At 31.7% G+C, this 7,698-nt stretch carries 7 protein-coding genes; 5 read left to right on the top strand and 2 right to left on the bottom strand.

Features of this window, described 5'->3' with window-relative positions:
• The 3 genes from AC9UFV_RS07050 to AC9UFV_RS07040 all read left to right on the top strand — a co-directional run.
• Positions 1-863: DUF5915 domain-containing protein (locus tag AC9UFV_RS07050; RefSeq protein ID WP_509574250.1), on the top strand; the 863-nt coding region annotated here is incomplete at its 5' end.
• A gap of 7 nt (positions 864-870) precedes the next feature.
• Positions 871-1,251: a TraR/DksA family transcriptional regulator gene (locus AC9UFV_RS07045; protein WP_509574248.1), complete on the top strand. Its 381-nt coding sequence runs from the start codon at positions 871-873 to the stop codon at positions 1,249-1,251.
• An 89-nt stretch (positions 1,252-1,340) separates the two neighbouring features.
• A complete protein-coding gene (locus AC9UFV_RS07040) occupies positions 1,341-1,949 on the top strand; it encodes a lipoprotein signal peptidase (protein ID WP_509574246.1) in 609 nt (202 codons plus the stop codon).
• A gap of 2 nt (positions 1,950-1,951) precedes the next feature.
• On the opposite strand, the gene AC9UFV_RS07035 is transcribed toward AC9UFV_RS07040, so the two are convergent.
• Both AC9UFV_RS07035 and AC9UFV_RS07030 read right to left on the bottom strand, forming a co-directional pair.
• Complete coding sequence (locus tag AC9UFV_RS07035; RefSeq protein WP_509574244.1) at positions 1,952-2,515, bottom strand: 5-formyltetrahydrofolate cyclo-ligase; 564 nt, start codon at positions 2,513-2,515, stop codon at positions 1,952-1,954.
• Positions 2,508-3,485 carry a succinylglutamate desuccinylase/aspartoacylase family protein gene (locus AC9UFV_RS07030; protein ID WP_509574242.1) on the bottom strand — a complete coding sequence of 326 codons (978 nt, stop codon included), beginning with the start codon at positions 3,483-3,485 and terminating at the stop codon, positions 2,508-2,510. Before AC9UFV_RS07030 ends, AC9UFV_RS07035 begins: the two co-directional genes overlap by 8 nt.
• Positions 3,486-3,629: 144 nt before the next feature.
• Here AC9UFV_RS07030 and uvrC point away from each other — a divergent pair, with 144 nt between their 5' ends.
• Positions 3,630-5,423, top strand: coding sequence for an excinuclease ABC subunit UvrC (uvrC, locus tag AC9UFV_RS07025; RefSeq protein WP_509574240.1), 1,794 nt, complete (start codon positions 3,630-3,632; stop codon positions 5,421-5,423).
• Positions 5,424-5,432: 9 nt separating this feature from the next.
• Positions 5,433-7,646 (top strand): patatin-like phospholipase family protein, encoded by a 2,214-nt coding sequence (locus AC9UFV_RS07020; RefSeq protein WP_509574238.1) that lies wholly within the window; start codon positions 5,433-5,435, stop codon positions 7,644-7,646.
• The last annotated feature ends 52 nt before the right edge of the window (positions 7,647-7,698 follow it).

Raw genomic sequence — 7,698 nt, 5'->3', positions numbered from 1 at the left:
CTCCAATTGCTCCATTTTTCATGGATAAATTATACAGAGATTTAACATTAGCAACACAATCAGAAAATTTTGAAAGTGTACATTTGGCTGATTTTCCTCAATGCGTTGAAAAGTATGTTGATAAATCGTTAGAGAGTAAAATGGAGAAAGCGCAAACTATTTCTTCATTGGTATTATCGCTACGAAAAAAGGAAATGATAAAAGTACGTCAACCTTTACAAAAGATAATGATACCAATACTTGAAGAGAGTCAACGTGCTGAAATTGAAGCCGTTTCTGACTTGATAAAAGCAGAGGTTAACGTAAAAGAAATTGTGCTTTTAGACGATGCATCAGGGATATTAGTGAAACAAATTAAGCCTAATTTTAAAACATTAGGCCCGAGATTTGGTAAGGATATGGGCTTGATTGCCAAGGAGATACAAGGTTTTTCATCAGATCAAATTAATAAATTTGAAAGAGAAGGAGAAATTAGTATAATTATTCAAGAAAAAAGTATAATTTTAACATTACAAGAAGTTGAAATCTCGTCTCAAGATATTGAAGGTTGGTTGGTAGCCAATTCAAATGGAATTACAGTGGCGCTAGATATTTCAATTTCGGAGGAATTGCATCAAGAAGGAATTGCAAGAGAATTGGTAAATAGAATTCAGAACATTAGAAAGGACTCTGGATTTGAAGTTACAGATAAAATCAAAGTCAAAATTCAAAGAAATGGAGATTTGGAAACAGCAATTCTTAATAATGAAGCCTATATAAAATCAGAAACATTAACTGATTTATTGGTTTTTGTAGACGAATTAGAAAGTGGTGTTGCAATTGAATTTGACGAAATAACAACAAGAATAGCAATTAATAAATAAGAATAGAATGGCAATAGACACATTAAGATACTCAGATGCTGACTTAGCAGAGTTCAAAGAACTTATAATTAATAAAATACAAAAAGCACAAACTGATTTAGAGTTGATAAAAAGTGCATACATGAACGACTTAAACAACGGAACAGACGATACGTCTCCAACGTTCAAAGCATTTGAAGAAGGAAGCGAAACGATGTCAAAAGAAGCAAACTCTCAATTGGCAATTCGTCAAGAAAAGTTTATTCGTGACTTGAAAAACGCACTTTTCCGTGTAGAAAACAAAACATACGGTTTCTGTAAAGTAACAGGGAAATTAATCAGCAAAGAAAGATTGTTAGTGGTTCCTCACGCAACAATGAGTATTGAAGCTAAGAACTTACAGCGATAATAAAATTTTCACAATAATTTTAAACGCTCCTTTCTAGGGGCGTTTTTTATTAAAAATAGTATTATTTTTGCGGAATTAAAATATACAAAATGTCATTAAAAAAAGCCTATTTACTTATTTTCATTATTTTATTAATTGACCAAATTTCGAAAATCTACATTAAAACTCATTTTATTTTAGGTGAGGAAGTGGAAGTTTTCAGTTGGTTCAAAATTCTATTTATTGAAAATGAAGGAATGGCTTGGGGTACGCAAATTCCAGGTTCTTACGGAAAAATAATACTAACACTTTTCAGATTAGTTGCTGTAACAGGAATTGCCTACTGGCTTTGGGACGCTGTAAAAAAGCAAAGTTCTAATTTTTTAATTGTAGCCATAGCGCTCATTTTTGCTGGAGCTTTTGGTAACATTATCGATTCTGTTTTTTATGGAGTGTTTTTCGATGATAGTTACCATACTGTTGCAACTTTATTCTCAGACAAACCTTACGGTGAATTATTTTATGGTAAAGTAGTAGATTTATTTTATTTCCCTATTTGGGAAGGAAATTTACCGACTTGGCTACCATTTTGGGGCGGAAAATTCTTCACTTTCTTCAATGCCATTTTCAATGTTGCCGACATGGCAATTTCAACAGGAGTTGGAATATTAATTGTATTCAATAAAAAAGCATTCCCTAAAACTCAGGGTGTAGAGTAAAATTAGAACTTTATTATTCTGTTTGGAGTAACGCAATAATTGAGTTGGATGTCTGAAGCATTTACATCCGAAATTAATTCTTCTGGTTCAAAAAAGGACAAACCAATTTTAATCGTATTTGGATTGCATTCTGCTAAGAATTTATCGTAGAATCCTTTTCCATAACCTACGCGGTTTCCATAAGTATCATAAGCTAATAATGGAATAAAAACCACCTCCATTTTATGGGAAGGCACTTCAATTCCGTCAATAGGCTCTGGAATATTGTATTCGTTTTTTTTGATTTTTGTATTGTCAGTCAATAAATAATGGGTCATTTTACGAGTTTCAAAATCACTTTTCGAAATACAAATCTCTTTGTCTTTACCAGATAATAAATGTAAAAGGTATTCGGTATTGACTTCTTTCTGTTCTTCAATGGAAAGAAAAACATGAAAATACGTTTTTTCCCAAATTGGAAGTAACAAGACTTCATTGGCAATAGCCAAACTCATTTCTTCTATCTGACTTTCTGATAAAGAATTACGGAGTTCCTTGTATTTTAAACGAATTTCTTTTTTAAACATCGCTAATTTGCGTTGAAATATGGTAAATGGCATCGCCTTGATAAACAATTGGCGCGTCATTTACATTGATTATATATCCTGAATTAGGCGCCTTAACTGAAAATTCAATTTTTCCGTAAGGATCTGAAATGGTGGCTAGTATTTGCCCTTTTGTAACATAATTTCCAATTTGGGTATAACCGTGAAACATACCCGAATATTTTGCTCTGATCCAGTTCGATTTGGCGATATAGATTGTTGGTTTTTCAGGATAAGTTACTTCCTTTTTGGAGTTAAGCATCCCAAGATGGTCTAATACTCTCTTTGTTCCTTCTATTCCTTCTTGTGTTACTTCTTCATTAATATTCACCGATTTTCCACCTTCAAACAGCAACATTTTTACACCCAATTTATCGCAAGCATTTCTAAAGGAGCCAGCAATATTTTTTGAGTACAATCCAAAAGGCGCATTAAAAATATCTGCTAATTGTTTTAATTCAGTATTTTTTGGAACAATTCTAATTTGTGGAGCGTTGAATCTACTCGCGCCACCGGCATGAAAATCAATAGCATAATCAATGTGTGGCATAATTTCCTTTAACAGATAAAAGGCAAATCTGCTAGCTAAAGAACCTTTTTTGCTGCCCGGGAAAACGCGATTTAAATCTCTTTTATCAGGAAATTCCCGAGTTTGATTGACAAATCCAAATACATTTATAACTGGAATACAAATGATAGTTCCTGTTTTTGGTTTGTTGATATTTTTGGTAATTATTTGTCGTATGATTTCAATTCCGTTAATTTCATCTCCATGTAATCCGGCAGAAAGTAAAATGGTTGGGCCGCTGTATTTTGATCGTTCTACAATTATTGGAACTTTTAATTTAGTCATGGTATGCAAAGTTGCAATTTCCATATTGATCGTTTTGCTTTCGCCTGGCAAAACAGTTTCCTTAAAAATAGTGATGCTTTTATGTTCTAAAGTACTCATAATTTCATTAAAACGTTAAAAGTAGAAAATTATGGGTTATAAATTAGAAGTTCTCGTTTGTTTTTCGCTTTTAAATGCGAGATTTTGTAAATTTGAAAACCAATAAAATACTAAGCGTTTTATTTGTATTGAAATAATTTATAAATGCAAAATCCTTCTTTACAACTTCAGATACAAACTTTACCCGACGGACCCGGGGTGTATCAATATTATGATAAAGAGGATAAAATTTTATATGTAGGCAAAGCCAAAAATCTTAAAAAAAGAGTGGCTTCCTATTTTAATAAAATTCATGATACTGCCAAAACGAATGTCCTTGTAAAAAAAATTGTTACAATAAAACACATTGTCGTTCCTACTGAAACGGATGCCCTTTTATTGGAAAACAATTTAATCAAAACATTACAGCCTCGTTACAATGTGATGTTACGAGACGACAAAACGTATCCTTGGATTTGCATCAAAAAAGAAGCCTTCCCTAGAATTTTTCCTACACGAAGAATGGTAAAAGACGGCTCGGAATATTTTGGCCCGTATACTTGTTTTAAAACTGTAAATACTATTTTAGATTTAATAAAAGAATTGTATCCGTTACGAACTTGCAACTATGATTTGAGTCAAAAAAACATTGAGAACAATAAATTCAAAGTTTGTTTAGAATATCATATAGGGAATTGTAAAGGACCATGCGAAGCACACGAAACAGCAGAAAATTATCAAAAGCAAGTAGATGCAATTCGTGAAATCTTGAAGGGAAATTTCAAAGAAAGTCAAAGAGAGTTCAAAAGACTAATGAATGATTTTGCTTCCAAAATGCAATTTGAGGAAGCTCAAAAAATCAAAGAAAAAATGGACGTTTTAGAGAATTATCAATCTCGTTCGACCATAATAAATCCAAAAATCACCAATATCGATGTGTTTTCAATAGTTTCAGATGAAAGTGCAGCATTTGTAAATTTCTTGCAAATTTCTCACGGCTCGATAATTCGTTCCCATACTTTAGAAATCAAAAAGAAATTGGATGAATCCGATGAAGAGTTATTGGAACTTGCCATTATTGAATTGAGAGACCGATTTCATTTATTATCAAAAGAGATTGTTGTTCCATTCCCTGTTAATTTAGGGGAAAACATAAAAATTACCATTCCACAATTGGGAGATAAAAAGCAAATTTTAGATTTGTCGATTAGAAATGCAAAATTTTACAGAATTGATCAATTAAAGCAACTTCAAATTGTTGATCCTGAAAGACATTCCAACCGAATTATGGCACAGATGCAAAAGGATTTAAGACTTTCTGAAGAGCCACGACATATTGAATGTTTTGATAATTCCAATATTCAAGGAACCAATCCTGTTTCAGCTTGTGTGGTTTTTAAAGATGGAAAACCTAGCAAAAAAGATTACCGACATTTCAATATTAAAACAGTAATTGGACCCGATGATTTTGCTTCAATGGAAGAAGTTGTTTTTAGAAGGTACAAGAGAATGCTGGAAGAAAACCAACCGTTGCCACAATTAATTATCATAGATGGTGGAAAAGGGCAATTATCATCAGCATTGAAAAGCATTGACGAATTGGGACTACGAGGAAAAATAGCAATAATTGGAATTGCAAAAAGACTAGAAGAACTTTTCTATCCCGGAGATTCTGTACCTTTATATTTAGATAAAAAATCGGAAACATTAAAGGTAATTCAGCATTTGAGAAATGAAGCCCATCGCTTTGGAATTACATTTCATAGGGATAAAAGAAGTAAATCGGCACTAAATTCCTCAATAGAAAACATACCAGGAATAGGCGAAAAAACGATGTTAATATTAATCAAGCACTTTAAAAGTGTTAAAAGATTAAAATTAGCATCAGAAAAAGAAATTTCAGAGGTGGTAGGTGTTTCAAAAGCAAAAAAAATTACCGACTTTTACAAAACCATTTAAAGCCTAAAAATGAAAAATATAGCCGCCATCTTTCTTTTTATTTTTGTTTTAACCCAAAATGCTTTCTCACAAGATACTATTAAAACGCGACCTAAAATTGGATTGGTTTTAAGCGGTGGTGGAGCGAAAGGGTTTGCGCATATTGGTGTGATAAAAGTACTTGAAAACGCCGGAGTGAAAATCGATTATATTGGCGGAACAAGTGTTGGATCGGTAATTGGAGCGCTTTATGCTTCGGGATATAATGCGGCTCAGTTGGATTCAATATTTAGAGATACTGATTTTAATAATCTTATAACTGACTATATTCCCCGCTCATCAAAGAATTTTTACGAGAAAAGAAACGATGAATTGTATGCCTTTTCATTGCCAGTAAATAATTTTAAAGTTGGAATCCCGTTGTCATTATCCAAAGGGATGTACAATTATAATTTAATAAATAGGTTGACCAAGCACGTTAGAGAAATTCATGACTTTAATAAATTACCGATCCCTTTTTTATGCATGGCAACCGATATTGAAACAGGGCAACAAGTAATTTTAGATAAAGGGTATTTGGCAAAAGCATTAATTGCGAGCTCTGCTTTTCCATCCATATTTGCGCCAGTTGAATTGGATGGTAAATTACTTGTTGATGGTGGAGTATCAAATAATTTTCCAGTAGATGAAATTCGAAAACTTGGCGCGGATATTATAATTGGCGTTGATGTTCAGGACGAAATTAAAGACCGAAACAATTTGAATGATGCCACTAAAATATTAGTACAAATTAACAATCTTCAAATGATTGAAAAAATGAAAGCGAATAAAGCCGCTACCGATATTTATATAAAACCAGAAGTAAATCAATACGGGATCATATCATTTGATGCAATAGAAGAAATTATTAGCAGAGGTGAAAAAGCTGCAAATGACCAATTAGATAAAATAAAGAAATTAACCAATCCTCTAGAAAATTATAAAAAAGAAAAGCTAAATGTTGGTAATGATTCACTTCATATTAAATACATCAACATCAATTTTTTGCCTAATTATACTCGTTCCTATGTATTAGGGAAGTTAGGATTCAATGCGAATAGCAAAATAGTTTATGATGATCTTAGAATAGGAACCGATAATTTAAGTGCTACTCAAAATTTTAAATCGATTATTTATACAATTGACAAAAACAACAACCACGACGATTTAAATATAAATTTAGTTGAAAGCCCTCAAACCACATTATTAAAATTTGGATTGCATTATGACGGATTATTCAAAAGTGCTTTTCTAGTAAATTTAACTGAAAAAAAAGTACTTTCAAAAAACGACGTTGCATTTGTTGATGTCGCTTTGGGAGATAATTTTAGATACAACTTAGAATATTATATTGACAATGGATTTCACTGGAGTTTTGGATTAAAATCGAAATATAGTGGCTTTTCTAAAAATGTACCAATCGGCTTTCTCTCCAGTTTTGCTAATTCACAACTTGGCATAAATACATTAAATATTGAATATTTAGACTTCACCAATCAAGCATATGTTCAAACTGTTTCTTTTCAAAAATTTCTATTTGGAATTGGAGTTGAAAATAAAAATCTTAAAATTAGTTCAGAAACCATTTCAAATTCAAATTCTGTTTTAGAGAACAATAATTATTGGAGTGTTTTCGAGTCATTAAAATACGATTCTTTTGACAATAAATATTTCCCAAAGAAGGGATGGTCATTTTCAACAAACATTAATACTTACATAAGCTCCTCTAATTTTGAAAATCAATTTGAACCCTTTTCAATTGCAAAAAGCGAATTTAGTATCGTGAAAACTTTTTTTAATAAAGCCACTATTCAGTTTCAAGCAGATGCTGGATTAAAATTTGGAAAAGGAAGCGAGCCATTATTAGATTTTGCTTTAGGCGGATTTGGATTTAATCCAATAAACAATATTAGATCATTTTACGGATATGATTTTTTGAGTATTACAGGGAATAGTTTTATCAAAACGGCATTGACAATCGATTATGAATTTTATAAAAAAAACCATGTAAACGTTTCTGGAAATTTTGCCCAAGTAAACAACGAATTGTTTGAAACAACGGATTGGATTTCAAAACCAAAATTCTCAGGATATGCTTTAGGATACGGATTGGAAACTATTGTTGGACCCGCAGAAATAAAGTATACCTGGTCGCCAGAGTTAAATAAAGGGTATACTCTAGTTTCAATTGGTTTTTATTTTTAAGATTATTTTATTCAAATAATTTTTAAATGTACAATGTTGTATAAAATTCTAT

Source organism: Flavobacterium sp. (assembly GCF_044349645.1).
In the GTDB taxonomy this organism is placed as follows: Bacteria; Bacteroidota; Bacteroidia; order Flavobacteriales; family Flavobacteriaceae; genus Flavobacterium.
This window is presented reverse-complemented; position numbering and strand designations above follow the sequence as displayed.